The organism is Cronobacter turicensis (assembly GCF_041222865.1).
Lineage (GTDB): Bacteria > Pseudomonadota > Gammaproteobacteria > Enterobacterales > Enterobacteriaceae > Cronobacter > Cronobacter turicensis.
The window spans coordinates 69,461-95,531 of the sequence record NZ_CP165997.1; the positions used below are offsets into that span (position 1 = coordinate 69,461).

The window sequence follows — 26,071 nt, forward strand, 5'->3', positions numbered from 1 at the left end:
AAAGCTATTGTTTTGGCGCCAACAGGAGAGTTTTGCCTGCCGGCAGTATACAGATAAGCACAGAGAGGAAGAAGCGGGCGGCGGCGACCGCCCGCGGCATCAGGAATTATCAGGAAAACGCCAGCGCGCAGGCGGTGTTACGGTATCCGAATGATGCGCAACACGTTCCGAAAACGCGCCTGTACATACACAGGCGCTGTGGTGGCGCCTGCACATACTCTTTTAGCCTGCAATTTTCTTAAGGCGGAAGTAACGACGACCCAGGCGCCAGCGCTGCTTAAAGCCGCGTGCGTTTTTCCAGATCATCTCCCAGATGCCCCGATCGAAAAGCTCACGCGTGATTTCGCGTTTCTTTGAGGGATCTTCAATATTATTAATGCTATGCAAGATCCCCAGACCTTCTTTGGCAATCTGCCAGTGACACGCCGGAGCGCGTTTTACCTGCTCCGGGTAACGTTCATTAATCGCGTTCAGCATCTCCAGTATTTTCATATAGTGGCGAGCTGAGCGCATACGCGTGTCATCAGTACCTGGCGTATGTGACACCGATGCGGCGTGGATCAGATAGTCATACAGTGTCTCGTCGATATACTGCACCCGCTGCGCCGTCAGCAATACTTCTGTGGTCCAGGGGATATCCTGATGGCGCAGGCCATGTTCGAAGCTAAAGCCGTGACGTTTGATAAAGTCGTGGCGATAGATATTGAGCCAGGTGACATGCAGGAATTTGCGTGAGCTGAGCGCCATCTGCAGCCATGTTGGGCCATCCAGAACACCCGTCGAACCGAGTCGGTCTGAGGGGAAAATTTTCTTCGCGGGGCGTCCGTCATCATAGATGTAAGTACCGTTGCAGGTCGCGACATCCAGATTATTTTGCGTGGCAATATCCAGCAGGCGTGGGTAAAGCGTCGGATAGATAACGTCATCGATATCCGGAAACGCCAGGTATTGCCCATGTGCCAGCGCAAGCCCGGTATTACGGGCGGCGGATACGCCCTGGTTTTCCTGTTTTACATGCTGAAAACGGGGGAATTGTGCGCGGTAGCTTTCGGTGATTTCAGCGGAGCGGTCAGTCGACCCGTCGTCCACGACGATAAGCTCAATGCTGTCTAATTGCTGACTTTTAATGCTGTCAAAAAAGGCACTCAGGAATTTTTCGCCATTATAAACCGCGACAATAATACTCAGAAGAGGGGTATCAGACATGCTTTCTCCGTTGGATACCGGGGGCACAGGCAAACCGTCATCATCTGACGTTATGGCTTATCGACAGCTTACCGCGCTGGCCGTTTGCCAGATCGTTGTTCCAGTGGTGCTTATTATCTATGAAGTAATAAAGAAAGCCACAAGCGTGCGCCCGTTCCCCCTAATTGCGGATGCATTGCTGCGCCGGGTTGTGTAAGGTGCGAGCCAGTCAGGCTGCCATTGCGAGGCGCAAACGACTTCAGTGGCGGAATAAAAAGTGCGAACCATTAATAAAGCCAAAGGTATAATTGTCGCCGCACAGGCCGGTCAATAACAGGAAGATTATGCATATCGTTCATACCGAAGCGGACGGCGGGAAAGGTGGTCAGCCGCTGCGTATTATTAACGAATCTCTCGGCATGCTGGCGCGCGGCCATCAGGTCACTATCGTCTGCCCGGAAGACGTACCGCTGAATACGCTGGCGCGGGACGCAGGCCTGAAGGTGGTCAATCTGCCCATCCGGCGCAAAAAAATCCCAAATCTGCTGCGCCTGCGCGCCTGGCTGAAACACGAGGCGGGACACATTGATGTTATCAATAGTCATAATTCTGTAGATACCTGGCTTGTGGCGCTGGCCTGCGCAACGCTGCGTAACCCTCCGCCGCTGGTACGTACCCGTCACGCCTCTGGTAAGCCGCGCAACAACCGCGGTACACGCTGGTTGTTCGGCACCGCCTGCGCGCATGTGGTGACGACGGGCGAAGCGCTGCGCCATCAGCTTGAAGACATTGGCGTACCGCTTTCTCACAGTACGTCTGTGCCAAGCGGTGTAGACACTTCACGCTTTAAGCCGGGCGATAAAAACGCGGCGCGCCAGCATTGCGGATTAAGCGAAGAGGATTTCTGGCTTGGCGTGGTTTCTCATCTGCGCCCGAATAAAGGACACAGCGTGTTGTTGCAGGCGCTAGCGCAAATTGATAATCCGCGTATCCGTCTGGCGATTGTTGGCGAAGGGCCGCACCGCGCCGCGCTGGAGCAGGAGATTCTCACGCTGGGGCTGGAGACTCGCGTGGTAATGGCCGGGCATCAGAGCAATCCGCAGAGGTGGTTTCCGGCGTTCGATGTCGCGCTGAGCCCGTCGCATGATATGGAAGGTGTGCCGCAGGGCGTGCTGCAGTCGCTGGCGTCGCGCGTTGCGACTATCGCCACTGACGCGGGCGGTACGGCGGATGCCGTAATTGATAATCAGACCGGGCTGTTAGTCGGTCAGCGGGATGTTCAGGCTTTGAAGGGTGCCATTATGCGGCTCTATGACAATGCCGCGCTGCGCGAACGGCTGGCACAGCAGGGTTATGATTACCTGTGCAGCCATTTCACGCGTGACTGTATGCTGGATGCGATGGAACACGTGTTCCGCAACGCCAGCCGTCAGGCCAGCAGTTCACGGTAAAGCGCATTGAGCTCCTGGGCCATTCTTTCCAGCGTCCAGGGCTCTGCGGTGCGTCGCGCCGCGCGGCTATAATCTTTCCCGGCGGCGCGCCCTGCCAGCCACTGGCCAATCGCCTCACTGTAGCCGGGCGCATCAAGCGCATCGCGCACCCAGCCATTCTCGCCTTCCTGCACCCATTCCGCCGCCCCGCAGCCGTAGCTGGTTAATAACGGCAGGCCGCAGGCGAGCGCTTCCACACACACATTCGGAAATGGATCGTAGAGTGTCGGTAAAATCAGCGCATCGGCGCTACCGTACACCCTTTTGATATCTGCGACCGGGCCGAGAAATTTTACGCGATCCGCGACGCCAAGCTTGTGCGCCAGCGCTTCGAAACGCCGCGCGTGTTTATCACGCCCGGCCACCAGCAGCCAGACGGACGGATGGTCAACAATCGCTTTCAGCGCCACTGCGACGCCTTTACGGGCAAAGCCAGAACCGACATAGGCGAGTACCGGGGCATTGGCCGGAACACCAAGCTCGCTGCGTAGTGAGTGCTCACGTACTGATGGGTGGAAAACAGACGTATCAACGCCGTTATAAATCACTGTCAGTTGATGATCCGCCAGCCCGAAGCGGCGGGCAATATCATCGCGCACCATTCTGGAGTTACAAATCACTTTGCGCAGCGTCGGATGCATAAACATCTCGCGCTCTGCCTTGAGAATGTAGCGGTGATATGCGCTGAAAGACTGCGCCCAACGCGCAAGGGGCGACTGGATGCGATGGTACTGCTCAAGCCAGGCGGCGTGTACGCCGTCGCCGGCGCGGAAAATCGTGGCGCCAGGGATGCGCTCGTGACTTTGCACAATATCAAATGCTGCAAACTGTGCGGCGGCGGCGGCGGCAAAACCCGCCTCACGCGCTTTTCGGTTGCGAAAAGGCGGATCGACCGTCAGCGTTTGCCAGCCCGTACCGCTCTCCCACTGGCGGGCAATCAGCGTGACATCCAGATCGCCGCTTTGCGACAGCACATTCAGCGCGCGCGAGACAAAACGCTCCGCACCGCCGTTAGGATTCCAAGTCTGCCTCACGATTGCCAGCTTCATGCGGGCGTTTCCAGCAGCAGAGTATCAATAGCGCTCAGCACCTGTTGAGGTGTAATGGCAGTGATGCAGTCAGAGACGCCACTGTCGCCGCAGCCTGCTTTACCGCAGGGCTGACAGGTAAAGCCGGCGGTGATAACGCGATGCGATACGCCCCAGGGCGACCATTTGATGGCGCCGGTCGGCCCGAAAATCGCCACGGTTGGCGTACCGACGGCGCTCGCCAGATGCATCGGCATTGAATCCACGCCGAAGTAAATCCTGGCGTGTTTCATCAGCGCGCCAAGCTGCTTCAGATTCAACTGGCCGCTCAGATCGAATACCGGCTGCGTCAGCGCAGCGCGGAGTTTATCCATATACTCTGTTTCTTCGCGTGAAGGTGCGGCGGAGAGAATAACGGGCAGTCCACGGCTCGCGAGCGCATCGACGGTAGCCGCCAGCGCGCGGATATCCCAGGATTTAAACATCCAGCGCGAAGTGGGGTGCACCAGAATGTAGTCGCCGCTCTTCAGGCCGAACGCGGCCAGTTTCTCCTGAATAAACGCCTCGGCTTCATCGCCGGGTACGAACAAGGTGCGTTTATCATCGCTGGTAGCCGGGTGAATGCCGATACGACGCAGCGCGTCGAGGTTCACTTCCACCATATGACGCGTGTTGTCCTGAATCGCCGGATAGAGCGTGGTAAATGATTTTACCCAGCGGCGGCGCGCGAAACCGCTGCGTTTGTCAGGGCGAAAACCAACGGACACGCGTGGTTTCAGCAGGCGTGCCAGACGAGCGCCGTGCCAGTGCTCGGTGAGGTTAATCAGCACGTCATACTGGCGGGCTTTAAGGGTTTTCACCAGCCCGCGGTAAAGCCGAAACTGTTTAAGCAGGCCCTGCTTGCGCCAGTGGCGACCAATAGTATGCACCTGGTCGATATGCGGATGGCTGGTCAGCATCGCCTGGGTGTCGTCATAAACCAGCGCATCCACCTCCGCCTGCGGGTACGCTTTTTTCAGCACCGTAAAGCAAGGTGAGGTCAGCAGTACGTCGCCATGGTGGCGCAACTTAATAATCAGAACCCGCTTCGGCGGACGTTCAGGCGTGAATAAGTCAGGCATGGGCACTCTCTGAAACGGAAGTTTCCCCGTAAAGCCAGGGATGCAATGATTCGAAAACGGTGGCGGCGGGCAGGTCGGCGAGGCTTTCAGAATTTGTCGGACGACAGACAACCTGATTCTTCCCATACCCCCCAATCAGCCCTGGATCCGTGGGGCCATAGAGCGTGAAGTTTGGACGATCGAGCGCCGCCGTCAGATGGCTCAGACCGGTATCTACTGACACCACAAACTGTGCGCCAGCCAGCTGGTGGGCGACCTGTTCCAGCGTCAGACGCGGGAGCACCTGAACATAATCGAAACCGTCGGCAAGCCTTTTCGCCCGCGCTTCTTCGTGCGGCGCGCCCCACGGCAGGCGGATCTGCAGCCCGCTCGGGCCCAGCAGCGCGATAAGCTCGCGCCAGTGCGCTTCCGGCCAGTGTTTTTCATCGCGCGTGGTGGCGTGCAGGAATACCACATAACGCCCAGTGTCATCCGCAGGCTGGCGCACAAAGTGCTGTGCGATGGCGTAATCGCCCTGCGCGGCGGGTTTTGCATAGCCCAGGCTTTTCGCGAAGAGTTCGCGGGTGCGCTCCACGGCGTGCTGCGCTTTCGCAATATGGTGACGGCGATTATAGAAAAGGCTCGCGAGCGGTTCGCGCGCCGTCTGCCAGTCCATGCCATGCTTAACGCCGCGCGCCAGACGCGTCACCAGGGCGGCGCTTTTGACCAGCCCCTGTGCGTCGATCACCGCGTCATAATTTACGGCCCGCAGCGCGTCGTGAAACGCGCGCCGCTCGGCTTTGACCTGCGCGGAAAACCACGCCTTACGCCAGCGGCGGATAGCCACCGGCAGTATGCGCTCAACCGCCGGGTGCCATGACGGGATCTGCGCGAAGCCTTCTTCCACCACCCAGTCGAAACGGATATCCGGCATCGCCTGCATGGCGTCGGTTAAGGCGGGCAGCGTGTGAAGCACGTCGCCCATCGAAGAGGTTTTCACAACAAGCACCCGCATCCGTCAGGCTTCCTCGTTCAGCAGCAGTTCGTTGAGCGTTTCCAGTACGCGCGCGGGCGTAATGTCGATGAGACTCTGGTGATAGCCTTCGGCGGCGTCGCCTTTACGGACTTTATGGTAGCCAGTGATAAGACGAATGACTTTCGCCTTATGCGACAGCGGCGGCGTGAAATCCGGGCTGCTCGGCCCGTACAGCGCCACCAGCGGGCGATCAAGCGCGGCGGCCACGTGCATCAGGCCGGAATCATTCGTCACCACTGCTTTACAGGCGGCAATCAGCACCACGGCCTGCTCAAGCTGGGTCTCACCCGCCAGATTGCGGCACCACGCCTGCTGTTCAACATTCAGCGCGGCGAGGATTTCATTGCCCGCTTCGTGATCTTTCGCCGAGCCGAACAGCGCCACCTGATAACCTTCGTCAATCAGCTGTTTTGCAAGCTCTGCATAGTGATAATGCGGCCAGCGTTTCGCCGGGCCGAACTCCGCGCCAGGGCAGAATCCGACTATCGGACGCTCGGCGGAAAGCGCGAACTGCGCGCAGGTCTGGCTTTTTTCCGCGTCCGTCACCAGCAGTTGCGGCCAGAGTAAGGGTTGCGGCAAATCTTTCGCCGACTGCATCACGCCCTTATCGTAGGCCAGCGCGACATAGCGCTCGACCATCAGCGGCCACGCCTGTTTATCCAGCACGCGAACATCATTTAACAGGCCGTAGCGCATCTCGCCGCGCCAGCCGGTACGGTGTGGTATGCCCGCAAAAAACGGCACCAGCGCCGATTTAAACGAGTTCGGCAGGACATATGCGCGATCGTAGCGACGCTCGCGCAGGCTGTGGCCCAGGCGGCGGCGCTCGCCAAGCCCCAGCGCGCCGTGGCCGAGCGGCATGGGGATCGCCTCATTCACCTCCGGCATGCGCGACAGCAGCGGACGGCACCACGCGGGCGCCATCACGTCAATCACCGCCTGCGGATAGCGGGCCCGGAGCGTGCGATAGAGACTTTGCGACATCATCATGTCGCCCACCCATGACGGGCCGATCACCAGTATTTTCATGCATCAGCCTGCTTATGCGTCGCGGTTCAGCCAGGCCATATACTCTGAAACCCCTTCGGCAACGGTTTTAAACGGCTTGTCGTAGCCCGCCGCGCGCAGGTTAGTGAGATCGGCCTGGGTGAACGCCTGATAGCGGCCTTTGAGTTTTTCCGGGAACGGGATGTACTCAATGCTGCCTTTTTTATGGAAAGCCAGCGCGGCATCCGCCACGGCCTGGAACGACTCCGCACGGCCGGTGCCGCAGTTGAAAATGCCGGATACGCCGTTCTGCCAGAACCACAGGTTCACCGCGGCCACGTCGCCCACGTAGATGAAGTCGCGTTTGAAGTTATCGCTGCCTTCAAACAGTTTCGGGCTTTCGCCGTCGTTCAACTGGGTGTTGAGGTGGAACGCCACGCTCGCCATGCTGCCTTTGTGGCCTTCACGCGGGCCGTAGACGTTAAAGTAGCGGAAGCCGGTGATCTGCGAGTTCGCTTCCGGCAGGATCTGGCGAACATATTCATCGAACAGGAATTTCGAATAGCCGTACACGTTCAGCGGCTTCTCATATTCGCGTGATTCGATGAAGTCAGAAGTGCGACCGCCGTAGGTGGCGGCGGAAGAGGCGTACAGGAACGGGATTTCACGCTCCAGGCAGTAGTGCAGCAGCTCTTTGGAGTACTGATAGTTGTTTTCCATCATGTACTTGCCATCCCACTCGGTGGTGGAGGAGCAAGCGCCTTCGTGGAACACGGCTTCAATCTCGCCGAACTCTTCGCCGGACATGATCTGTACCTGAAAATCTTCTTTATCCATGTAATCGGCGATATTCAGATCCACCAGATTGACGAATTTGGTGCCGTCTTTCAGGTTGTCCACCACCAGAATGTCGGTATAGCCGATGTCGTTCAGAGCCTTAACAATGTTGCTGCCGATAAAACCCGCGCCGCCGGTAACGATAATCATAAGCCTGTCCTTCAGAATGTGAGCCGGGAAAAATCTCCGGCGTGAATAGTATCAATCATACCATCACATTGGTTGCCCTACAGCCATTGGCCGTTTCAGCCGCAGCAAGTTTGCCCGTCTCGCGTGATTTATGCTGCAAAATAAAGAATCGGTGCTTCGTCATCTCGTCTCTGTCCATAGCTTTGGGTAATAATATGTGCCGAACTGGCTCATGTCTGGAGAAATGCAATGCGAGGGGATTTTTACCAACAGCTTTCCGCCGATTTAGAAACGGCGCGCGCCGAAGGCTTGTTTAAGGAAGAACGAATCATCACCTCCGCCCAGCAGGCGGATATCCAGGTGGCAGACGGCAGCCACGTGATCAACTTTTGCGCCAACAACTATCTCGGTCTGGCGAACCACCCTGAGCTTATCGCCGCGGCGAAGCAGGGCATGGACACCCACGGCTTCGGCATGGCGTCAGTGCGCTTCATCTGCGGCACCCAGGACAGCCACAAGGTGCTTGAAAACAAGCTGGCCGCCTTCCTCGGTATGGAAGACGCCATTCTTTACTCTTCCTGCTTTGACGCCAACGGCGGGCTGTTTGAAACATTGCTCGGCGCGGAAGACGCGATTATCTCTGATGCCCTGAACCACGCTTCCATCATTGATGGCGTGCGCCTGTGTAAAGCAAAGCGTTTCCGTTACGCCAATAACGACATGCAGGAGCTGGAAGCGCGCCTGCAAGAAGCCCGTGAAGCGGGCGCGCGCCATATTCTTATCGCGACAGACGGCGTGTTCTCCATGGATGGCGTGATCGCCAACCTGAAGGGCGTGTGCGATCTGGCGGATAAATATGATGCGCTGGTGATGGTGGATGACTCCCACGCGGTCGGCTTTGTCGGCGAAAACGGGCGCGGTTCGCATGAATATTGTGACGTGATGGGCCGCGTGGACATCATCACCGGTACGCTGGGCAAAGCGCTTGGCGGCGCGTCCGGCGGCTATACCGCAGCGCGTAAAGAAGTTGTCGAGTGGCTGCGTCAGCGTTCGCGTCCGTATCTCTTCTCTAACTCGCTGGCGCCGGCCATTGTCGCGGCGTCCATCAAAGTGCTGGAGATGGTGGAGTCCGGTGCTGAGCTGCGCGCGCGTCTGTGGTCCAACGCGCGTCTGTTCCGCGAGAAAATGACAAAGGCGGGCTTTACGCTGGCAGGCGCCGATCACGCCATCATCCCGGTGATGCTGGGCGATGCGGTTGTCGCGCAGGCATTCGCCCGCGAGCTGCAAAAAGAGGGCATTTACGTGACCGGCTTCTTCTATCCGGTGGTGCCAAAAGGCCAGGCGCGTATTCGCACCCAGATGTCGGCGGCGCATACTCCTGAACAAATTGAACGTGCGGTCGATGCGTTTACCCGCATCGGTAAACAGTTAGGCGTGATTGCCTGAGGGCGTGGAATGAAAGCATTATCAAAACTGAAACCGGCAGAAGGCATCTGGATGACCGATGTGCCGGAGCCGGAAGTGGGCCATAACGATCTGCTGATCAAAATTCGCAAAACCGCGATTTGCGGCACCGATGTGCATATTTATAACTGGGATGAATGGTCGCAGAAGACCATTCCGGTACCGATGGTCGTCGGGCATGAATATGTCGGCGAAGTGGTCGGCATCGGCCAGGAAGTGAAAGGCTTTAAAATCGGCGACCGCGTCAGCGGCGAAGGCCACATTACCTGCGGCCACTGCCGTAACTGCCGCGGCGGGCGCACGCATCTGTGCCGCAACACCGTCGGTGTGGGCGTCAACCGCCCGGGCTGTTTCGCCGAATATCTGGTGATCCCGGCTTTCAACGCGTTCAAAATCCCGGATAACATTTCCGACGATCTGGCTTCTATCTTCGACCCGTTCGGCAATGCCGTACACACGGCGCTTTCGTTTGATCTGGTTGGCGAAGATGTGCTGGTTTCAGGCGCAGGCCCGATTGGCATCATGGCGGCAGCGGTGGCGAAACACGTCGGCGCGCGTAACGTCGTGATTACCGACGTGAACGACTATCGTTTATCGCTGGCGCGCAAGATGGGCGTGACCCGCGCGGTGAACGTCGCGAATGAAAGCCTTCAGGAGGTGATGAACGAGCTGGGCATGACGGAAGGCTTTGACGTGGGGCTGGAGATGTCCGGCGCGCCGCCGGCGTTTCGCACCATGCTGGATACCATGAACCACGGCGGGCGTATCGCGATGCTTGGCATTCCGCCATCCGATATGTCTATCGACTGGAACAAAGTCATTTTTAAAGGGCTCTTCATCAAAGGCATTTATGGCCGCGAGATGTTTGAAACCTGGTACAAAATGGCGGCCCTGATCCAGTCCGGCCTCGATCTGTCGCCGATTATCACGCATCGCTTTACCATCGACGATTTCCAGAAAGGCTTCGACGCCATGCGTTCCGGTCAGTCCGGGAAGGTGATCCTGAGCTGGGATTAACCGTTAACTGCGGCGCCTGATTATTCGGGCGCCACTATTATCTTCAGTGGTTTGACTTTATAAAGACGAGTTGTTACCGTCTGCCCAAATTTTAATAACGCCTCTTTTTTACACCCAGTATCACGCCGATACCTGGTTCTCTTTTATTTGAAAGAGAGAAGGTCTTCTTTTGCCCGGTGATAAGGGTATCGTCAGGAAAGATGTAAAATACTGTTCGGATTACCATGTCTATTCTGTTAGAACAAAAGTCTGCGAAATACGGTTTTCGTATTTCGAGCGTCGTACCGTTGATTATTTCGTTGCTAATCGTTATCTATGCTAATGTTTTAAATGAAAAATATAATACGGTAATTAACCGGGCGCTGGTTTTTGTTTTGCTGGTGTTTGCGATAAAAGCTGTTAATAACAAAGGGTTCAGAAACCTGCTGGCGGTGGTTTTTTTAGTGCCGGTCGCGGCGGACGTGACGCTTCAGCTGTATGCATGGACCAACTTTAATTCAGCATTCAGTTATGGATTTGCCTTAAGTGTACTTAATACCACGCCGGATGAGGCGAGATCGATGCTCGGCCTTTACTGGCGTGACGGCCTGTTATTTGTGGCGCTCTCGGCGTTGTTTATTTTTACGGCGAATAGCGGCGCATGGCCAGTATCTCCCCGCTTCAGGCGCTGGCCTGTGATTCTTCTTTGCCTGACACTCTTCGGCTTCTTTACGCAGGCATGGCTACATCAAATCCGTAAAAGTAATGTTGAAAGCCTGGCGCAGCGTTTTATGCAATCAACGCCGGTCAGCACCGCCAAAGTGTTTATGCAGGCGGCGGAAGATAATGCCGTGGTGGCGAGCGTGGGTAATAATATTCCTGATTACAAAATCGCCGTTTCAGACACCGGGATTGAAAATTACGTGCTCATTGTAGGCGAATCTGAACGCACGAAAAATATGGGCATTTACGGCTATGGGCGTGATACCACCCCGGAACTGGATGCCCAAAAAAATCAGCTTCTGCTGTTTCGCAACGCGGTGGCTCCGGCCCCGGTCACTATTATGGCGGTGCCGATGGCATTGACGGCGGATACCGTAAGGGCGCGGGATCCGCGTAAATATGGCGATAACGTGATTAATATCGCCAACAAAGCGGGTTACGACACCTACTGGTTCAGCCGTCAGGGTAAAGGCGGCGCGCATAATAATATTATTACTGCCATCGCCCTGAATGCCCATCAGAGCACGTGGGTAGAGGAGGGCTATGATGATGCCCTGTTGCCGCTCCTGAACGAGGCAATAAAAAAACCTGGTAAAAAACTGATTGTTTTACACTTGTACGGTAGCCATGAACCTGCGTGTCGGCGTTTTCCTGCAAATCAGACTCTTCTCAACAGCGCTAATAAAGCCGATGACTGTTACGATAATTCCGTGCGTTTTACCGATGCCATCATGGGCCAGGTCTTCCGCGCGCTGGGCGACAGCCGCTCTTCCGTTCTTTATTTCTCCGATCACGCCCTGATCCGCGATCCATCCCGCGCCGTGGTGTATTCGCATGGCGGTGCCAGACCGCCTCGCGAAGCGCTACAGGTCCCGATGTTCATCTGGTATGCTCAGCGGGTCGCAGAGAAAGATAAGCGGACAGGGGATTACAACAGGATGTGGTCAACGGATGATGTGAATACGCTTGCCGAGTTGTGGCTGGGTATCCATCGAGAAGGCGAGGCGACAAACTCATTGTCGTCCTGGCTGTCGCAGTATAATAAGGATGTCGCGGTTATGGATACCACGGGCAATGTGTATGAATGGCGTCATCTTCATTAACACAGCAGCCTTAATGGTTTTTTAATCATATGCTAGAGTGTTTTGTTTGCAGTAGTAAATGGAATGATGATGACCACGAATAAATTTGAGAAGCTCCATATTGGTTTGATGCAGTTGTTATTCGGCTTATGTGCAATTGCATTTGGTTGCGTCGTTATATCGCCAAATTTTTCTGCAAAAATTTTCAGCCTGGCAGGCGGAATAGCACTGATCGCATTTATTATCGATATCAAAAATTTCAAAAAAAATGACGCCTTTTGGCTCTGTGCTGTTTTGTTAATTATCGGTATTTGCGATCTGGTATGGTACCGTCTGTTTAAAGTAGATACCAGTCCGGCGATTAACTCCTACCGCGCTTATCTTGAGGTTGGGAAAATATGTGTGGCGGGTGCATTCTGCATCTATGCTTTTGTTAATCATCGAAATTTGCGTATCGGCAATAACAAAATTCATGCTCTGCTGGCTATCCTTCTGCAACTGATGATGGGCGTATATGTTGGTTATCAGGCCATATTCCTTGGTACCGGACGCGTAACGCTTTCTCTCGCGGGTGGCGCCGATGCCACGGGTGCGGCTTATACAATAGCATTCCTCTCCTTTTATATTATTAATGTTCTCCAGCACAGTCAGCATAAGTGGAAAGAATCACTCATTTTAGGGCATTTTTTCGTGACCTTTTTGATGCTGGTGGCGACCGGTACTCGTGCGGCAATTATAGCTTATCCTCTTATTTTCCTTGTGCTGTTAGCTATCAAACTTTATAAAGAAAAACATATTCCCTGGAAGGGTATCATCGCATTTGTTCTTGCCTTAATCGTGGGTATTTTCATGATGAAGGAAGACATTGCTAAACGTTATAATGATTTTAATAGCGATATTGCCGCCTACGACAGAAATATTACACTAACCTCAGTCGGAGCGCGTTTGGCTATGTGGCAAACAGGGCTGGAGGCTGCGAAGAATAACTTTTTGTGGCAATCAACCGATCAGCGTAATGAAATTATTGCTGCAACCGTAAAGAAAGAGCCAGGGTTGCGTGGAGCCTTACTTTTTATGAAAGGCCACTTGCATAATGAAGTGGTAGAAACTTTATCGCTGAAAGGCCCATCAGGTTTGTTGCTCTATTTTGCCTTTATTGTTGCGTTGTTCTGTTACGCCTTCAGGAAGCTAAATAGTATTATCCTCTGTGCGTTCCTGGCCTCAATCATTATGTTTGGCATCAGCGGCGTGATGTTTTATTCGAAAACAACTCCCATCGCCTGGATGCTGACGCTTATTATGTCTATCGTCTTTCTGGAGCAGAACAGACACCAGGATGTTGTTAAGTAGGCTTTTTTGCAACGTCATCGGGAAAAGAGTATTCTCCGCTGGCGTTGCTATATCTACCAGACGAGCGTGTTATGAATGAACTGATCTCCGTTATCATCACAACCTTTAACAGAGAGGAACTGCTGGAGCGGGCGATTCGCTCAGTCATCGCGCAAACGTACTCTGCCGTTGAGCTGATCGTAATTGACGATTGCTCAAATGAGAAAACCGCACAGCTCATAGAAAAAATGCGGCCGGAATGCGAGGTGCGATTCGTACATTTTATCTATGAGCGAAACGAGAAAAACAGCGGTTCAAACTTCAGCCGTAATCGGGGTTATGCCCTTTCGCATGGTGTCTTCGTGACAGGGCTGGATGACGACGATTATTTTTTGCCTGAACGCCTGTCAAAGCTGGCCGCACGTTATGAAGAACGTTATGCCTTCGTAACAGATTCACCTGCCCGTCTGGATAAAAAACAGCGGACAAACTCGCAGGGCAACCGTAAACGCATTATCACTTTACAGGATGTCCTGTGTGAAAATGTCGTGGGCAATCAGGTGCTCACCACCCGAGAAAAAATGCTGGGCGTGGGTGGCTTCTCGCCGGAAATTAAGCAGCAGCAGGATCGCGATGCCTGGATTAAGCTGATACTACAATATGGCCCCGGCGTTAAATATAGTTTTAGTACCGCAATGGTAGACGCTGAACATAGCAGCGATCGTATTACTAAAAAAATCAAGAAATATACGTCTTATCGTAAGCTTTATTTTAAATACCGTGAGCATATGTCGGAAACGACGCGCAGTAATAATCTTTTCCAGCTAATGTCGTTCAGGGGATTCAGTTCAACACGTATGAATGCTTTGCTACGTAGCCGTAAGAAAGATATTAAGTTAAGGCTGAAGCTGTTTCGTCGCACGCTAAAAGAACTTTTTTGAATCATCTGACAGGTGGAACGATGAAGCTGAATACCATCAATAACCTTATTCGAAAAAGCCGAAGATGGTACAAGAAAACAGGGTTCGCTTTTTTTCAGCGTGCGGCAGCGCATTTTGAAGAAAAGAAAAAGGCGGCTATTTTCTCGATTATCGACCGTCTCAATGTTCAGGCTGAACCCGTTTCTCCCGTTCATCAGGCTCAGTCACGGATGATTTGGATTTGCTGGTTTCAGGGGCTGGAACATGCTCCCGCACTGGTTAAACGATGTGTCGAATCGGTAAAATGTCATACGCCTGATGCAAATGTCATTGTTTTAACTGATGAAAATATTCCGCACTACTTAAATCTTCCTGAGCACATCACTACAAAATATCAGGCGGGTCTTATTAGCAAAGCGCAGTATTCAGATATTGTCCGTTGCTCACTGCTTTACCAGTACGGCGGCATCTGGATGGATGCGACGGTTTTCATGACCCGCTCGTTACCTGAATCCTTTTTTGAAAATAACTTCTCTTCGCTGCGTTTTACGCGTAGCGCACAGGACAATGCGCTCAGTCAGGGCTACTGGACAGCTTATTTTCTCGCTGCACAGCAAGGCAATACGCTGGTGAAGCTGGTCAGAGATATTCTTTATCGCTACTGGCAGGAGCATGATGCGCTGATTGAATATTTCCTTATTGATTACAGCTTCCGGTATGCGCGCGAACAGGTGCCAGCATTTCGTGAAATGATGAATGTACAGCCAGTCACTGGCGAGAACCGTTTTCTGATTCGCCAGTTTATCAATTCGGCTCCAACAGAAACCACGCTGAACACGTTAAATAATGATCCTGTCGGTATTTATAAGCTTTCCCACAAAGAGAAATATCTTATGACAGATAATGGCAAGCCGACGTTATATAGCATCATCCTTAATGGTGATTTTAAGCTGCAATGAATGATTAAAAGGCAAGCGTCTGCCAACCTCTTATAAGTTCACGGCGATAAAAAACGCTCTGATTCGCCGCTTCCGGGCTAATAAAAAACCCGCCTTCAGGCGGGTTTTTTATTATGACTGCTTGCCCCAGCCTTGCCACTGATGCCGGAAATAGCTCACCACGGCGCTCTCGCTGACGCTTTCGCTAATCACCGTAAAGAAACGCGTGGCGTAGACCGGCTCAGGCTGGCGTTTCGGCTTGCAGAGCTTCACGCCGCGGAATGGGTTACGCGGCGCGGCAGGCGCGGTCTGCGAAGGCGGAGCGGCGTTGGGTCTGGAGGTATCCACCTGCGGCTCATTCAGCAGGCTGCTCGCGCGCACCAGCGTGATATCGGCCGGCAGGCTGTAGAGCATCTGCTGAAGCACGCGCACCGTTGACGGGTGCGGATGGCCGATAGCAATCGCCGAGCCGTTGCGGCGCGCCAGCGCGACCGCGCGGTTAAACTGGTAACGGATATCCGCCTCGTTCTGTATATCGTCCAGAAAGACTTTGCGTTTGATGACCTTCACGCCGGTGCCTGCGGCGGCCCGCATAGCCTGGCTATTGCCGATGGTCATGCTGTCGAGAAAAAAGAGATTATAGTGCGCAAGCGCCGCCATCACTTTCTGCATGCCTGGCAGGCTCGATGTCATCGCGCTGCCCATATGGTTATTCATACCGATGGCGTAAGGCACGTCGTTTACCGCTTCGCGAATAATGCGCGCGATTTCCTCGCTGCTCATGTCCGGGCGCAGGGTATCTTTTTCCAGCGGCTGTTTGCTGAGCGGCGCCATCGGCAGGTGAATGAGTACGTCATGCCCCTGATTGTGGGCTTTGGTCGCCATTTCGCGGGCGTGCGGCGCGTTGGGGAGTACGGCGACGGAGACTTCTGCGGGCATCGCCAGCACCTGGTTTTCGGTACTGGGGCGATAGCCGAAATCATCAATCACGATAGCGAGTTTGCCGGCGAGGGCGGGAGCGGCGAGCGCCAGCGAACCGGCGAGAGCAAAAACAAGACGACGCAACTGAAGCAAAACTTATCTTCCCAACCACGGCTGTGGATTGACCGCCTGACCCTGACGGCGAATTTCAAAATAGAGCGAAGGCCGACCCTGACCGCCGCTGTTGCCCACCAGCGCGATGGGTTGACCGGCGCGGACCTGCGCGCCGACATTCACCAGCGCGCTCTGGTTGTAGCCGTAAAGGCTCATGTCGCCTTTGCCATGCTCCACCACGACCACCAGACCATAACCCTGCAGCCAGTCGGCTAAGATAACGCGCCCGTCGGCGATGGCTTTCACCTCGGTGCCTTCGCTGGCGCCGATAACGATACCCTTCCAACGTAGTTCACCTTGCAGCTGTTCGCCATAACGGTGCAGCATCGGGCCGCGTACCGGCCAGAATGCCTGGCCGTTCGGCGAGCCGAGCCCGCCGGTACGCGCCATCAGCGAACGCTCGCTGTCGGAAGGTTTATAGGTGGTGCCTTTGCGCGTCGCCTCTTTCTGACGGGAACGAACCTGTTCGGCTTCACGCGCTTCGCGCTCGGCGCGGGCTTTGGCCGCCGCTTCCGCACGGGCGATGCGATCGCGCAGGCGCGATTCGTTGGCGCGCAGTTCGCTTAGCTGCTGCTGTCCTTCCTGAATGGAAGAGTCCAGCGCGCCGAGGGTTTTCTTACGTTCGTTGCGGGCCTGCTCCAGCTTCGCCTGTTGCGCCTGCTGCTCGTACAGCAGCGTCTGCTGCTGCGTCTGCTTCTCTTCAAGCTCCGCTTTTTGCGTGGCGACTTCTTCGCGCGTTTGCTTGAGTTGGGCGATGGTCTCCTGACGCGCTTCGTTGAGATAACCGAAATAGGCCTGTAAACGCTGGCCGCGCTGGCTCTCTTCGCCGCTCAGGATCAACTGAAGACCGCTGTGCTGCCCCTGACGAAACGCCGCATCAAGCTGGGCCGCCAGGTTGCGTTCCTGGGCCGCTTTTTGCTTCTCAAGCTTTGCGATGGAGTCGTTCATCTGGGCTATCTGGCGATTGAGATCCGCCAGCGTGTTCTGGGTTTCGCGCAGCTTGCGGCTGGCGGCGGCGATCGCCTGCTCCTGGCTTTTCAGCTGGGCGAGCAGTTTCGCGCGCTGTTGCTGTTGCTGGCGCACGGCGCGCTCTTTGGCGGCGATATCATCCTGAATGGATTTAAGCTGATCGCGGTCATCCGCGTGGGCGGAAAGCGGGCATAACAATACGCCAGCGCTGAGCGCGCTGGCGTAAAGCAGGGGCTTGAGTGAGAACCGAAACGGCCTGTTGCCCCATGTCATTGAAAAAATCGCCTTTCCCCTCATGGGGAGGGATTATTCCACGATGAACAGCGGCTTGCCAGTCATCTCTTGCGGGATTTCCATGCCCATCAGCGTCAGCAGGGTCGGCGCGATGTCGGAAAGCTTACCGCCGTCTACCGCTTTCACTGTTTTATCACCCACGTAAATCAGCGGCACCGGCAGGTTGGTGTGCGCGGTATGCGCCTGGCCGGTTGCCGGGTCGCGCATCTGTTCGGCGTTGCCGTGGTCGGCGGTGATGAGCATCTGACCGCCTGCGGCCTCAACGGCGCGGGTCACCTGCGCGATGCAGTTATCGAGCGCTTCCACCGCCGCGACAGCCGCGTCAAATACGCCGGTGTGGCCGACCATATCGCCGTTCGGGTAGTTACAGATAATGGCATCATACTTGCCGCTGCTGATGGCGCCGACCAGTTTTTCCGTAAGCTCGGCGGAGCTCATTTCCGGCTGCAGATCGTAGGTCGCGACTTTCGGCGAATTAATCAGAATACGGTCTTCGCCCGGGAATGGCTCTTCCACGCCGCCGTTAAAGAAGAATGTCACATGCGCGTATTTCTCGGTTTCGGAGATGCGCAGCTGGGTTTTGTCATGTTTCGCCATCCACTCGCCGAAGGTATTCAGCAGCGAGGCTGGCGGGTAAGCGCAGGCGGTGCGGATATCTGCCGCATATTCCGTCAGCATGACAAAATCCCCGAACTTCACGACTTTTTTACGGCTAAAGCCATCGAAATCGCGGTTGACGAAAGCGCGGGTGATCTGACGAGCACGGTCGGCGCGGAAGTTCATGAAAATCAGCGCGTCGCCATCTTCCATCGCGGCAGAAGCTTCACCTTCGGCGCGAATCACCGTCGCTTTGACGAACTCATCGTTTTCATCGCGCGCGTAAGCGGCTTCCAGGCCTGCCACAGCGTTTGGCGCTTCATACTCGCCTTGCGCCAGCGTCAGCAAGTCGTACGCCTGCTCTACGCGGTCCCAGCGGTTGTCGCGATCCATGGCGAAATAACGACCGATAATGGAAGCGACGCGGCCTTTGCCCAGTTCGGCAAATTTCGCTGCGAATTTCTCAAGCGTGGCCTTCGCGCTGCGCGGCGGCGTATCGCGGCCATCCAGGAACGCGTGCAGGTAGATTTTCTCTGCGCCGCGGGCGGCGGCCAGTTCAATCATCGCCAGAATATGATCTTCATGGCTGTGTACGCCGCCCGGCGACGCCAGGCCCATAATATGTACGGCTTTGCCTGCCGCGACGGCGTTATCCACCGCGGCGGTCAGTACCGGGTTTTCAAAGAAAGTGCGTTCTTTGATTTCCACATCCAGGCGCGTGAGATCCTGATACACGATGCGTCCGGCGCCCAGGTTGACGTGGCCCACTTCCGAGTTGCCCATCTGGCGGTCAGGCAGGCCGACCTCAAGACCAGAAGCATCAATCAACGTGTGCGGACGGCTTGCCCACAGGCTATCCATCACGGGCGTTTTGGCGGCGGAAATAGCGTTATCCTGGTTGTCTTCACGGTAGCCGTAGCCATCCAGAATCACTAATACGACAGGTTTTTTAGTAAGCGACATTGCAGAACCTCATGCGTCAAAGACGAAAAAATTGGCGTAACTTTACTACACCGCCTGAGGGCAAATAGCCGCAGAAGATCAAAGAACAGGCCGGGGCGTGTAAGCGCAACGGCGCATTTCATCCTTTTTTACGTAACGCGCCGCAGAAAACGCACAACCTTCCTTGTACTGGCTGTAATTGACACAGCGCGCAGGTATACTCCTCACCTGGTTTTTTTACTGAGTCGGGAGTTTGACCCCCCCATGCAAGAAATTATGCAATTCGTTGGCCGCCACCCCATACTTAGTATCGCGTGGATTGCGTTACTCGCGGCGGTGATTTACACCACTTTCAAGAGCCTGACCTCTAAAGTGAAGGTGATTACGCGTGGTGAAGCGACGCGTCTGATTAATAAAGAAGATGCCGTGGTAGTGGATATTCGCCAGCGCGACGACTTCCGCAAAGGCCATATCGCCACCGCGATGAACGTGCTGCCTGCCGATATCAAAGCCAACAACGTCGGCGAGCTGGACAAGCATAAAGCGAAGCCGGTTATCGTGGTTGACGGCAACGGCCTGTCGGCACAGGAATCAGCGACTGCGCTGACCAACGCCGGGTTTCAACAGGTGTTTGTGCTGAAAGAAGGCGTCGCTGGCTGGAGTGGTGAAAACCTGCCGCTGGTGCGTGGTAAATAATTTTCATAAAGAGGTAACGACATGGCTAATATCGAAATGTATACCAAAGCAACCTGCCCGTATTGCCATCGTGCGAAGGCCCTGCTGAACAGCAAAGGCGCCGCTTTCCTCGAGCTGCCCATTGATGGCGATACCGCCAAACGGGAAGAGATGATTCAGCGTAGTGGCCGCACCACTGTACCGCAGATCTTTATCGACGGTCAGCACATCGGCGGCTGCGACGACCTGCATGCACTGGATGCGCGCGGCGGACTCGATCCTCTGCTGGGCTAGTGCGCTTTTGCCGTGAAGGCATATTTAAGGACATTACATATAAAGGGTTTTCGCTCATGTCAGAACAAAACAACACTGAAATGAATTTTCAGCTTCTGCGCATTTACACCAAAGATATCTCTTTCGAAGCACCGAATGCGCCGCACGTGTTCCAGAAAGACTGGCAGCCGGATGTGAAACTGGATCTGGATACTGCGTCCAGCCAGCTTGCTGACGATGTCTACGAAGTGGTATTGCGCGTGACGGTCACCGCGTCGCTGGGCGAAGAGACCGCTTTCCTGTGTGAAGTGCAGCAGGCGGGTATTTTCAACATTACCGGCATTGAAGGCACTCAGATGGCGCACTGCCTCGGCGCTTACTGCCCGAACAGCCTGTTCCCGTATGCTCGCGAATGCATCACCAACCTGGTTTCCCGCGGCACTTTCCCGCAGCTGAACCTTGCGCCGGTTAACTTCGACGCGCTGTTCATGAACTATCTGCAGCAGCAGGCTGCTGAAGGCGCGGCAAACCATCAGGATGCCTGATGAACACCATTAATGCGTCAATGACAGTCATCGGTGCCGGCTCCTACGGCACCGCTCTTGCCATCACGCTGGCAAGAAACGGCCATCACGTCGTGCTGTGGGGTCATGATCCCGCGCATATCGCGACGCTGCAGGCTGACCGCTGCAATGTGGCTTTCCTTCCCGATGTGCCTTTCCCCGACACGCTTCACCTTGAGAGCGATTTAGCCACTGCGCTGGCCGCCAGCCGCAACATTCTGGTGGTGGTGCCAAGCCATGTGTTTGGGCAGGTGCTGCGCCAGATTAAACCGCTGATGCGTCCGGATGCCCGTGTGGTATGGGCAACAAAAGGCCTGGAAGCGGAAACCGGCAGGTTGTTGCAGGATGTGGCGCGCGAGGCGTTAGGCGATACTATCCCGCTCGCGGTCATCTCAGGCCCGACGTTCGCCAAAGAGCTGGCGGCAGGCCTGCCGACGGCGATTGCGCTGGCGGCGACGGATGACGAATTCGCAGACGATCTCCAGCAGCTTCTGCACTGCGGCAAAAGTTTCCGCGTCTACAGCAACCCGGATTTCATTGGTGTGCAGCTCGGCGGTGCGGTGAAAAACGTTATCGCTATCGGCGCAGGGATGTCTGATGGCATCGGCTTCGGTGCCAATGCCCGTACGGCGTTGATTACACGAGGCCTTGCCGAGATGTCCCGTCTGGGCGCGGCGCTGGGCGCTGATCCGACGACATTTATGGGAATGGCGGGTCTCGGCGATCTGGTGCTGACCTGTACCGACAACCAGTCGCGTAACCGTCGTTTCGGCATGATGCTCGGCCAGGGAATGGACGTGCAGAGCGCGCAGGAGAAGATCGGTCAGGTGGTGGAAGGCTATCGCAACACCAAAGAGGTGCGCGAGCTGGCGGCGCGTGTTGGCGTGGAAATGCCAATAACCGAGGAAATTTATCAGGTACTCTATTGCGGAAAAAATGCGCGCGAGGCAGCATTAACGCTGCTGGGCCGTACCCGCAAGGATGAGCGAAGCAGCCAGTAAGGACGAGCGCCCGTAATGATTGATACGAGCCGACAAACCGTTTTGTCGGCCGCTGTTTGTTTGTCTGGAGAAAGCAATGCCGTGTGAAGAACTGGATCTGGTGTGGAAGAATATTAAAGCCGAAGCCCGTCAGCTGGCCGATTGTGAGCCGATGCTGGCCAGTTTTTACCATGCGACATTACTGAAGCACGAAAATCTGGGTAGCGCATTAAGCTACATGCTGGCAAACAAGCTGGCGTCGCCGATTATGCCGGCGATCGCTATTCGTGAAGTCGTGGAAGAGGCCTATCGGGCGGACCCGGAAATGATCGCTTCCGCCGCGTGCGATATCCAGGCCGTCCGCACCCGCGATCCGGCGGTGGATAAATACTCCACGCCGCTGCTTTACCTTAAAGGTTTTCATGCTCTGCAGGCCCACCGCATCGGCCACTGGCTGTGGCAGCAGGGCCGTCAGGCGCTGGCGATTTTCCTGCAAAACCAGGTGTCGGTCTCTTTCCAGGTTGATATTCACCCGGCCGCGACCATTGGCCGCGGGATCATGCTCGATCATGCGACCGGCATTGTGATCGGCGAAACCGCCGTGGTGGAAGATGACGTCTCTATTCTCCAGTCGGTGACCCTGGGCGGTACCGGTAAAACCAGCGGCGATCGTCACCCGAAAATCCGCGAAGGCGTGATGATTGGCGCAGGCGCTAAAATTCTTGGCAATATCGAAGTCGGGCGCGGCGCGAAAATCGGCGCGGGCTCGGTGGTGCTCCAGCCGGTGCCGCCGCACACCACGGCCGCAGGCGTGCCGGCGCGTATTGTCGGTAAGCCTGAAAGCGACAAACCGTCGATGGATATGGATCAACACTTCAATGGCATCAACCAGGGGTTTGAGTACGGCGACGGCATCTGATCCCGTCAGGGTTTCGCATTAAAAAGCCGCGCACCGCGCGGCTTTGTTGTTTCTGGCGGTTGCGCTTAGCTGCGCAATACCGCGCCGGGATAGCCGAGCTGCCGCCAGGCCTCATACACCACGACGGATACCGCATTTGAGAGGTTCATGCTGCGGCTGTCCGGCATCATCGGGATGCGGATCTTCTGCTCAGGCGGCAGTACGTCCAGAATCGAGGCGGGCAGCCCGCGCGTTTCCGGGCCGAACATCAGATAGTCGCCGTCCTGATAGCTGACCGCGCTGTGCGCGGGCGTACCTTTGGTCGTCAGCGCGAACAGGCGCTGCGGCGTTTCCGCTTCCAGAAACGCGGCATAGTCGCGATGGCGCATCACGGCGGTAAATTCGTGATAATCCAGCCCCGCGCGGCGCAGGCGCTTATCATCCCAGGTAAAACCCATCGGCTCGATAATGTGCAGGCGAAAGCCCGTATTGGCGCAAAGACGAATGATATTACCGGTATTGGGCGGAATTTCAGGTTCAAACAGGACGATGTTCAGCATACGGCTCCCCTTGTGCAGAGGCGCGCAGAATACCAGAATTGCCTGTGGGTAAAAACAGCGGGCGCAGGAGAAGCAAAGCCCTCCCGCGCGGGGAGGGCTCTGTCAGGAGCGGTGATAGAGCGGCAGCCAGATGGTCAGGCGCAGGCCGCCCAGCGGGCTGTCATCTGCCTTCACCCAGCCGCGATGCTGCTGCACGGCGGTTTCCACGATAGCGAGGCCCAGCCCCGTACCTCCGGATTCCCGGTCACGCGCCTCATCGGTGCGATAAAACGGGCGGAAAATCTGTTCCCGATCGGTCTGGCTCACGCCCGGGCCGTCATCATCGACATTAATCGTAATGCCTTCTTTATCCACCGCGAAGCTTACGGAAATCTTGCTGTGAGAGTAGCGCAGCGCGTTACGCACGATATTCTCCAGCGCGCTTTCCAGCGCGTTCGGGTTGCCATAAAGTAGCCACGGGCCAGGCGGATAGGTCACTTCAAACGATTTGCCCATCTGCTCGGCTTCAAACGCGGCGTTATCAAGCACCTCGCTCCAGAGCTGATTCGCCTTCATGGTCTCGCTCACCAGCGCGTTTTTCTGCTGATTACGCGACATCACCAGGAGATCGTTAATCATGCTGTCGAGCCGGTGGGCTTCGGTTTCGATGCGCTCAAGCTCTTTGCTCTCTCCGCTACGGCGGCGCAGCAGCGCGGTGCCCAGTTGCAGGCGCGTGAGCGGCGTGCGCAGTTCGTGAGAGATATCAGAAAGCAGCCGTTGCTGAGTCGTCATCATGCGTTCCAGCGCCGTCACCATCTGGTTAAAGCTCGCCCCTGCGGCGATAAACTCCTGCGGCCCGGCTTCCAGCTCCGGGTGCTGGCGCAGGTTGCCCTGGGCCACTTCATCGGCGGCGTTTTTGAGTTTACGCGCCGGACGCGCGAGGCTCCACGCCAGCCACAGCAGCAGCGGCGAGCTGACCAGCATCGTGACAATAAGCAACAACAGCGGACGGTCAAACAGCAGGTTGATAAAATCGGACTGCGAATTGCTCGCCGGGCGAATCAGGTAAAGCTGGTAGTTATCCTCGCCGTCGCGCACGGAAAACGGCCCGACCAGCTCCACGCGGCCATACTTTTTCTTCTGCGGATGATCGGAGTTATCAGACTGGCCGATAAAGTTGCGAATGATCTGCATTTCGTTGCGTTCAGCGCCGATCACGCGACCTTCACTGGTGACCAGCAGTAGACGCTGCCCCGGCGGCGCCCACTTGTCGATAGCGCGAAACAGCCGCCGCCACCACATCAAATCGTTGGGCGGGTCGCTCGCCAGTTCAGCTTCGACGTGCTGTTCAATCATCGTGCCCTGACGCTGCTCGCTCTCCAGCAATTCCGTCATCTGACGGCTGTCGAGCTTAGGCAGCATCAGCACCAGCATTAACACCAGCGCCAGCGTCAGCCAGAAAATGGCGAAAATGCGGGCGGTAAGGCTGCCTATCATGAAGCGGAAACCATCAGATAGCCGCGTCCGCGCAAGGTTTTAAACCACGGATGGCCGTCTTTGCGCTCCGGCAATTTGCGACGAAGATTAGAAATGTGCATATCAATGGCGCGATCGAACGGCGTGAGGCGCTTCCCGAGCACTTCCTGGCTTAAATGTTCGCGCGAAACCACCTGACCCAGATGCTGCGCCAGCAAATAGAGCAGGGTGAACTCCGTACCGGTGAGCTCCAGCGTCTGGCCGTCGAAACTCGCTTCCTGGCGGCCCGGGTTTAAGCTCAGCGCGTCCACTTCCAGCGTCGGCGAACCGTTGTCGTTGTTCTGCTGCTGCTCGCTCCAGTGCGAGCGGCGCAAAATAGCGCGAATACGGGCCACAAGTTCGCGGTCGTTAAACGGTTTCGGCAGATAGTCATCTGCGCCCAGTTCAAGGCCAAGCACGCGATCCAGCTCGCTGCCGCGCGCGGTCAACATAATAACGGGTGTCTGGTGTGTCTGACGAAGCTCTTTCAAAGTATCAATGCCATTTTTCTTCGGCATCATCACGTCGAGCAAAAGCAGGTCGATGCTGTCGTCCAGGAGGTCAAGCGCCTGTTCGCCATCATGGGCAACGAGGACATTAAACCCTTCCATGTCGAGCAATTCCTTTAACAGGGAAGTCAGCTCGCGGTCATCATCAACTAACAGGATTTTATTCATTTTCAGTACCTCCGAGGCAGAAATTACGTCATCAAGGCGCGCTAATCCATGACTTTACGTTGTTTTACACCCCCTGACGCATGTTTGCAGCCCGAATCGTAGACTGGATTTCGTTGAACCGCAGCACATAAGTTTCCAGGAGTCAGTGATGCGCAAAGTTACCGCCGCCGTCATGGCCTCAACGCTGGCTGTCGGTGCGTTAACCAGCCAGGCAGCACAGGTCCCGACGGACGAAAGCTGGCATCCAGCGGAAATGCTGACGCAACGCAACAGTGTGCAAAGCCATATGTTTGACGGCATTAACTTAACAGAGCATCAGCGCCAGCAAATGCGCGATTTGATGCAACGAGCGCGACATGAGCAGCCCCCTGTTAATGTTAGCGAAATGGAGGCCATGCACAGGCTGGTCACCGCAGAAAATTTTGATGAAAACGCAGTGCGCGCTCAGGCGGAGAAAATGGCCCAGGAGCAAGTGGCTCGTCAGGTCGAAATGGCGAAGGTGAGAAACCAGATGTATCGCCTGTTAACGCCCGAGCAGCAAGCGGTTTTGAACAAGAAACATCAGCAACGCATGGAGCAGTTCCGTGAGGTTGCGCAAATGCAGCGCCAGTCTGCGCTGCCGCTCTTTAGTAGCAGTACCCGTAGTAACCAGTAAACCCTGTTTTCCTTGCCATAGACACCATCCCTGTCTTCCCCCACATGATGTGGGGGTTTTTTTTGCCCCTTTTTCGCTATGCCGTGACCTTCATTACCAGCATGCGTCAGACGAATTTCATCAAATCCTGCGAACGGTTAGTTATACTGGCAACA

General features: G+C 55.6%; 25 protein-coding genes. 13 read left to right on the top strand and 12 right to left on the bottom strand.

The genetic code is table 11. The features are described 5' to 3' along the window. Positions 1-222 precede the first annotated feature (222 nt). Positions 223-1,206 carry a glycosyltransferase gene (locus AB8W27_RS00330; protein WP_041924068.1) on the bottom strand — a complete coding sequence of 328 codons (984 nt, stop codon included), beginning with the start codon at positions 1,204-1,206 and terminating at the stop codon, positions 223-225. Positions 1,207-1,529: 323 nt separating this feature from the next. On the opposite strand from AB8W27_RS00330, the gene AB8W27_RS00335 reads away from it, so the two are divergent. Next, on the top strand, positions 1,530-2,636 hold the full coding sequence (locus AB8W27_RS00335; protein WP_041924066.1) for a glycosyltransferase family 4 protein: 1,107 nt from the start codon (positions 1,530-1,532) through the stop codon (positions 2,634-2,636). Here the strand turns inward: AB8W27_RS00335 and AB8W27_RS00340 are convergent. From AB8W27_RS00340 to rfaD, 5 genes are read right to left on the bottom strand one after another with little or no spacing between them, the layout of a single operon-like run. Then, a complete protein-coding gene (locus tag AB8W27_RS00340; RefSeq protein ID WP_015742948.1) occupies positions 2,615-3,724 on the bottom strand; it encodes a glycosyltransferase family 4 protein in 1,110 nt (369 codons plus the stop codon). The genes AB8W27_RS00335 and AB8W27_RS00340 overlap by 22 nt on opposite strands. Continuing rightward, positions 3,721-4,824, bottom strand: a complete 1,104-nt coding sequence (rfaQ, locus tag AB8W27_RS00345) for a putative lipopolysaccharide heptosyltransferase III (protein ID WP_041924065.1) — start codon at positions 4,822-4,824, stop codon at positions 3,721-3,723. Before rfaQ ends, AB8W27_RS00340 begins: the two co-directional genes overlap by 4 nt. Further along, the gene (gene rfaC / locus AB8W27_RS00350; protein ID WP_015742946.1) at positions 4,817-5,818 is read right to left on the bottom strand and encodes a lipopolysaccharide heptosyltransferase RfaC; all 1,002 of its coding nucleotides are present in this window, start codon (positions 5,816-5,818) and stop codon (positions 4,817-4,819) included. Before rfaC ends, rfaQ begins: the two co-directional genes overlap by 8 nt. Positions 5,819-5,821: 3 nt before the next feature. Continuing rightward, entirely contained in the window at positions 5,822-6,868 is a 1,047-nt protein-coding gene (gene rfaF, locus AB8W27_RS00355; protein ID WP_015742945.1) for an ADP-heptose--LPS heptosyltransferase RfaF, read from the bottom strand. Between the two features lie 12 nt (positions 6,869-6,880). After that, the gene (gene rfaD, locus AB8W27_RS00360; RefSeq protein WP_015742944.1) at positions 6,881-7,813 is read right to left on the bottom strand and encodes an ADP-glyceromanno-heptose 6-epimerase; all 933 of its coding nucleotides are present in this window, start codon (positions 7,811-7,813) and stop codon (positions 6,881-6,883) included. A gap of 228 nt (positions 7,814-8,041) precedes the next feature. Between rfaD and kbl the strand changes: the two genes are divergently transcribed. From kbl to AB8W27_RS00390, 6 genes are all read left to right on the top strand, one after another. Continuing rightward, positions 8,042-9,238 carry a glycine C-acetyltransferase gene (gene kbl / locus AB8W27_RS00365; RefSeq protein ID WP_015742943.1) on the top strand — a complete coding sequence of 399 codons (1,197 nt, stop codon included), beginning with the start codon at positions 8,042-8,044 and terminating at the stop codon, positions 9,236-9,238. A 9-nt stretch (positions 9,239-9,247) separates the two neighbouring features. Beyond that, complete coding sequence (gene tdh, locus AB8W27_RS00370) at positions 9,248-10,273, top strand: L-threonine 3-dehydrogenase (protein WP_015742942.1); 1,026 nt, start codon at positions 9,248-9,250, stop codon at positions 10,271-10,273. Positions 10,274-10,497: 224 nt separating this feature from the next. Further along, entirely contained in the window at positions 10,498-12,078 is a 1,581-nt protein-coding gene (locus AB8W27_RS00375; protein WP_041924064.1) for a phosphoethanolamine transferase, read from the top strand. A 69-nt stretch (positions 12,079-12,147) separates the two neighbouring features. After that, positions 12,148-13,407, top strand: coding sequence for an O-antigen ligase (locus AB8W27_RS00380; protein WP_041924063.1), 1,260 nt, complete (start codon positions 12,148-12,150; stop codon positions 13,405-13,407). A gap of 71 nt (positions 13,408-13,478) precedes the next feature. Further along, positions 13,479-14,327 (top strand): glycosyltransferase, encoded by an 849-nt coding sequence (locus AB8W27_RS00385; protein ID WP_041924062.1) that lies wholly within the window; start codon positions 13,479-13,481, stop codon positions 14,325-14,327. A gap of 20 nt (positions 14,328-14,347) precedes the next feature. After that, positions 14,348-15,265: a capsular polysaccharide synthesis protein gene (locus AB8W27_RS00390; RefSeq protein WP_015742938.1), complete on the top strand. Its 918-nt coding sequence runs from the start codon at positions 14,348-14,350 to the stop codon at positions 15,263-15,265. Between the two features lie 111 nt (positions 15,266-15,376). Here the strand turns inward: AB8W27_RS00390 and AB8W27_RS00395 are convergent, their stop codons facing one another. The 3 genes from AB8W27_RS00395 to gpmM are packed head-to-tail and all read right to left on the bottom strand — an operon-like array spanning position 15,377 to position 19,162. After that, positions 15,377-16,318 (bottom strand): divergent polysaccharide deacetylase family protein, encoded by a 942-nt coding sequence (locus AB8W27_RS00395; RefSeq protein WP_041924061.1) that lies wholly within the window; start codon positions 16,316-16,318, stop codon positions 15,377-15,379. A gap of 3 nt (positions 16,319-16,321) precedes the next feature. Continuing rightward, a complete protein-coding gene (gene envC, locus AB8W27_RS00400; RefSeq protein WP_234004999.1) occupies positions 16,322-17,581 on the bottom strand; it encodes a murein hydrolase activator EnvC in 1,260 nt (419 codons plus the stop codon). A gap of 33 nt (positions 17,582-17,614) precedes the next feature. Continuing rightward, positions 17,615-19,162, bottom strand: a complete 1,548-nt coding sequence (gpmM, locus tag AB8W27_RS00405; RefSeq protein WP_015742935.1) for a 2,3-bisphosphoglycerate-independent phosphoglycerate mutase — start codon at positions 19,160-19,162, stop codon at positions 17,615-17,617. A 243-nt stretch (positions 19,163-19,405) separates the two neighbouring features. Here gpmM and AB8W27_RS00410 point away from each other — a divergent pair, with 243 nt between their 5' ends. The 5 genes from AB8W27_RS00410 (at position 19,406) to cysE (ending at position 22,551) form a co-directional block, all read left to right on the top strand. After that, positions 19,406-19,837, top strand: coding sequence for a rhodanese-like domain-containing protein (locus AB8W27_RS00410; RefSeq protein ID WP_041924060.1), 432 nt, complete (start codon positions 19,406-19,408; stop codon positions 19,835-19,837). A 21-nt stretch (positions 19,838-19,858) separates the two neighbouring features. Continuing rightward, complete coding sequence (gene grxC, locus AB8W27_RS00415; RefSeq protein WP_015742933.1) at positions 19,859-20,110, top strand: glutaredoxin 3; 252 nt, start codon at positions 19,859-19,861, stop codon at positions 20,108-20,110. Between the two features lie 56 nt (positions 20,111-20,166). Next, on the top strand, positions 20,167-20,634 hold the full coding sequence (gene secB / locus AB8W27_RS00420; RefSeq protein ID WP_007765492.1) for a protein-export chaperone SecB: 468 nt from the start codon (positions 20,167-20,169) through the stop codon (positions 20,632-20,634). Beyond that, positions 20,634-21,653, top strand: a complete 1,020-nt coding sequence (gene gpsA, locus AB8W27_RS00425) for an NAD(P)H-dependent glycerol-3-phosphate dehydrogenase (RefSeq protein WP_007765489.1) — start codon at positions 20,634-20,636, stop codon at positions 21,651-21,653. Before secB ends, gpsA begins: the two co-directional genes overlap by 1 nt. A 76-nt stretch (positions 21,654-21,729) precedes the next feature. Next, on the top strand, positions 21,730-22,551 hold the full coding sequence (gene cysE / locus AB8W27_RS00430) for a serine O-acetyltransferase (protein WP_015742931.1): 822 nt from the start codon (positions 21,730-21,732) through the stop codon (positions 22,549-22,551). A 65-nt stretch (positions 22,552-22,616) separates the two neighbouring features. On the opposite strand, the gene trmL is transcribed toward cysE, so the two are convergent. The 3 genes from trmL to cpxR form a co-directional block, all read right to left on the bottom strand. Continuing rightward, the gene (gene trmL / locus AB8W27_RS00435) at positions 22,617-23,090 is read right to left on the bottom strand and encodes a tRNA (uridine(34)/cytosine(34)/5-carboxymethylaminomethyluridine(34)-2'-O)-methyltransferase TrmL (RefSeq protein ID WP_015742930.1); all 474 of its coding nucleotides are present in this window, start codon (positions 23,088-23,090) and stop codon (positions 22,617-22,619) included. 102 nt (positions 23,091-23,192) lie between these two features. Beyond that, positions 23,193-24,566, bottom strand: coding sequence for an envelope stress sensor histidine kinase CpxA (gene cpxA / locus AB8W27_RS00440; protein WP_007765479.1), 1,374 nt, complete (start codon positions 24,564-24,566; stop codon positions 23,193-23,195). Then, entirely contained in the window at positions 24,563-25,261 is a 699-nt protein-coding gene (gene cpxR, locus AB8W27_RS00445; RefSeq protein ID WP_015742929.1) for an envelope stress response regulator transcription factor CpxR, read from the bottom strand. Before cpxR ends, cpxA begins: the two co-directional genes overlap by 4 nt. A gap of 148 nt (positions 25,262-25,409) precedes the next feature. Here cpxR and cpxP point away from each other — a divergent pair, with 148 nt between their 5' ends. Beyond that, complete coding sequence (gene cpxP, locus AB8W27_RS00450; protein ID WP_007765474.1) at positions 25,410-25,916, top strand: cell-envelope stress modulator CpxP; 507 nt, start codon at positions 25,410-25,412, stop codon at positions 25,914-25,916. The last annotated feature ends 155 nt before the right edge of the window (positions 25,917-26,071 follow it).

What these genes read in the sequence shown, in the direction of transcription:
- rfaC (WP_015742946.1), bottom strand. Translation starts at nt 5,818, where the DNA reads ATGCGGGTGCTTGTTGTGAAAACCTCTTCGATGGGCGACGTGCTTCAC.
- AB8W27_RS00375 (WP_041924064.1), top strand. Translation starts at nt 10,498, where the DNA reads ATGTCTATTCTGTTAGAACAAAAGTCTGCGAAATACGGTTTTCGTATT.
- AB8W27_RS00380 (WP_041924063.1), top strand. Translation starts at nt 12,148, where the DNA reads ATGACCACGAATAAATTTGAGAAGCTCCATATTGGTTTGATGCAGTTG.
- cpxP (WP_007765474.1), top strand. Translation starts at nt 25,410, where the DNA reads ATGCGCAAAGTTACCGCCGCCGTCATGGCCTCAACGCTGGCTGTCGGT.
- AB8W27_RS00390 (WP_015742938.1), top strand. Translation starts at nt 14,348, where the DNA reads ATGAAGCTGAATACCATCAATAACCTTATTCGAAAAAGCCGAAGATGG.
- gpsA (WP_007765489.1), top strand. Translation starts at nt 20,634, where the DNA reads ATGAACACCATTAATGCGTCAATGACAGTCATCGGTGCCGGCTCCTAC.
- AB8W27_RS00340 (WP_015742948.1), bottom strand. Translation starts at nt 3,724, where the DNA reads ATGAAGCTGGCAATCGTGAGGCAGACTTGGAATCCTAACGGCGGTGCG.
- cysE (WP_015742931.1), top strand. Translation starts at nt 21,730, where the DNA reads ATGCCGTGTGAAGAACTGGATCTGGTGTGGAAGAATATTAAAGCCGAA.
- rfaQ (WP_041924065.1), bottom strand. Translation starts at nt 4,824, where the DNA reads ATGCCTGACTTATTCACGCCTGAACGTCCGCCGAAGCGGGTTCTGATT.
- tdh (WP_015742942.1), top strand. Translation starts at nt 9,248, where the DNA reads ATGAAAGCATTATCAAAACTGAAACCGGCAGAAGGCATCTGGATGACC.
- envC (WP_234004999.1), bottom strand. Translation starts at nt 17,581, where the DNA reads ATGACATGGGGCAACAGGCCGTTTCGGTTCTCACTCAAGCCCCTGCTT.
- AB8W27_RS00410 (WP_041924060.1), top strand. Translation starts at nt 19,406, where the DNA reads ATGCAAGAAATTATGCAATTCGTTGGCCGCCACCCCATACTTAGTATC.
- kbl (WP_015742943.1), top strand. Translation starts at nt 8,042, where the DNA reads ATGCGAGGGGATTTTTACCAACAGCTTTCCGCCGATTTAGAAACGGCG.
- rfaD (WP_015742944.1), bottom strand. Translation starts at nt 7,813, where the DNA reads ATGATTATCGTTACCGGCGGCGCGGGTTTTATCGGCAGCAACATTGTT.
- gpmM (WP_015742935.1), bottom strand. Translation starts at nt 19,162, where the DNA reads ATGTCGCTTACTAAAAAACCTGTCGTATTAGTGATTCTGGATGGCTAC.
- grxC (WP_015742933.1), top strand. Translation starts at nt 19,859, where the DNA reads ATGGCTAATATCGAAATGTATACCAAAGCAACCTGCCCGTATTGCCAT.
- AB8W27_RS00335 (WP_041924066.1), top strand. Translation starts at nt 1,530, where the DNA reads ATGCATATCGTTCATACCGAAGCGGACGGCGGGAAAGGTGGTCAGCCG.
- AB8W27_RS00385 (WP_041924062.1), top strand. Translation starts at nt 13,479, where the DNA reads ATGAATGAACTGATCTCCGTTATCATCACAACCTTTAACAGAGAGGAA.
- cpxR (WP_015742929.1), bottom strand. Translation starts at nt 25,261, where the DNA reads ATGAATAAAATCCTGTTAGTTGATGATGACCGCGAGCTGACTTCCCTG.
- secB (WP_007765492.1), top strand. Translation starts at nt 20,167, where the DNA reads ATGTCAGAACAAAACAACACTGAAATGAATTTTCAGCTTCTGCGCATT.
- cpxA (WP_007765479.1), bottom strand. Translation starts at nt 24,566, where the DNA reads ATGATAGGCAGCCTTACCGCCCGCATTTTCGCCATTTTCTGGCTGACG.
- rfaF (WP_015742945.1), bottom strand. Translation starts at nt 6,868, where the DNA reads ATGAAAATACTGGTGATCGGCCCGTCATGGGTGGGCGACATGATGATG.
- trmL (WP_015742930.1), bottom strand. Translation starts at nt 23,090, where the DNA reads ATGCTGAACATCGTCCTGTTTGAACCTGAAATTCCGCCCAATACCGGT.
- AB8W27_RS00330 (WP_041924068.1), bottom strand. Translation starts at nt 1,206, where the DNA reads ATGTCTGATACCCCTCTTCTGAGTATTATTGTCGCGGTTTATAATGGC.